Below are 1476 nucleotides of genomic sequence, written 5' to 3'. Positions count from 1 at the left end.
GCTACGATGCTTGATGGGTGTAGCCGATCAGATCGTATCTTTTTGATTTAGTTCCATCGATTTAAGCAACAAAGCCATGTAAAGATAGAAGCCAAGCAAACATAGCAAGGCATAGCGCTGCTGGTACCAAAAGCCAAACTGACTTATCTTCCTTTAACCAGAGATAAGGTAAGTAGCAGCCTAATATTTCTGCAATGGCGGTTATAAAGAAAAGCCCAATGGTTTTGACTTCAGTCACTTAAACATTCCTATCTTTCTCTACAAATATATGATGCTTGTTAAATGGGCAATTGTTCGGCTCATTACATTTCGCCCAGCTTAATCTTGGATTGAGCCTCACTCACGGTTTGTTTACCGAATAACAGATCCATCATCGAAATGATTCGTTTGTTGTCTTTACCCCATTTATCTGGATTCGCGCTGTTTGGTGCTTTAAATTCAACTTGTCCTACTTTTTCGTTATTTTTGTAGGCTTTGATCTGAGCATCAGCGATAAATGTTCTAAAATCCCAGCTCCAGCGTGATACGTAAGTAAGTGTTAGCTCAGAGCTAACAGGAGGCGTGCCGTCGCTTACGACTGTGCATTTATGGGCGGTATCCAAACACCAGTCTTGCATCGAATCTAAGAAAACATCTCGCGTGGCGTTGTCTTTTACGATGGTGATTTCCTTGCTCTGATTTTCTTTCGAGATTGTTTCTACCGTATACTTTGGTGCTGCACATGCAGCTAATAGAATAGGCAAGCTTAGAATGATGAGTTTTTTGTGCATCTTATGTCTCTTTTTTTTAAATTTATATATTCAAACAACTTCAAGATACTGAGTTCAACGAGAATAACTAACAAGCATGGCAACTGTTATTAACAAAACCTTTAGAGTAGAAGGGTTTGTTTCGGAAGTATGCGAATGTCTCGAAGCAAATTATTAGTAAGAGATTGCTATAGCGTTATGTTAACTCTTGAACTTATGTCCGTATCAATGTCCAGAATTCTTCGCATTGAAGTTTTTGAAGTGCAATTCTAACGGAATTTTAAATTGCTGCATAATGCTCAATTAAGAGGAATAGGGGAGCTTATCGTTAAACATAACGTGTAGTGCTGTAAATTCGTCCCTAAGACTAAGCTAAAAGGGCCTAATGTTTTAAAATAGCTTCTTGTCTATTCTGTTGTGTGAGTTTTCAATGTTGTCTCATACTAGCCACTTAAAAGAGCGCTGTAAGAACTCGTCTGCATTATCAAGGACGATTTCACCGTGAGCCATAACCAATATATTAGGTTTCCAAGACAGCAATTTATTTAAGTGTTTTCGAGCCTCTTGTTTGCTAAACATAAAACTTAGGCGCCAATCCAAAGGCATTTTTCCATTCGGAGCAAGAATACCGGCCCCTTTAGCCACAAACCGCGGCTTTGTTGCTTAAATCGATGGAACTAAATCAAAAAGATACGATCTGATCGGCTACACCCATCAAGCATCGTAG

The 1476-nt window shown here is 39.0% G+C and carries 1 protein-coding gene and 2 pseudogenes; all 3 read right to left on the bottom strand.

The features are described 5' to 3' along the window. Window positions 1–76: 76 nt before the first annotated feature. Window positions 77–238: pseudogene (locus tag R8O10_RS23820) on the bottom strand (hypothetical protein); the annotation flags it as partial. Between the two features lie 64 nt (window positions 239–302). After that, window positions 303–770 carry an Sbal_3080 family lipoprotein gene (locus R8O10_RS23815; RefSeq protein WP_005385757.1) on the bottom strand — a complete coding sequence of 156 codons (468 nt, stop codon included), beginning with the start codon at window positions 768–770 and terminating at the stop codon, window positions 303–305. 417 nt (window positions 771–1187) lie between these two features. Next, window positions 1188–1400, bottom strand: a pseudogene (locus R8O10_RS23810) (hypothetical protein); the annotation flags it as partial. Window positions 1401–1476 lie beyond the last annotated feature (76 nt).

This window comes from Vibrio sp. 1727 (assembly GCF_033344415.1).
GTDB classification, from domain to species: Bacteria; Pseudomonadota; Gammaproteobacteria; order Enterobacterales; family Vibrionaceae; genus Vibrio; species Vibrio alginolyticus.
This window is presented reverse-complemented; position numbering and strand designations above follow the sequence as displayed.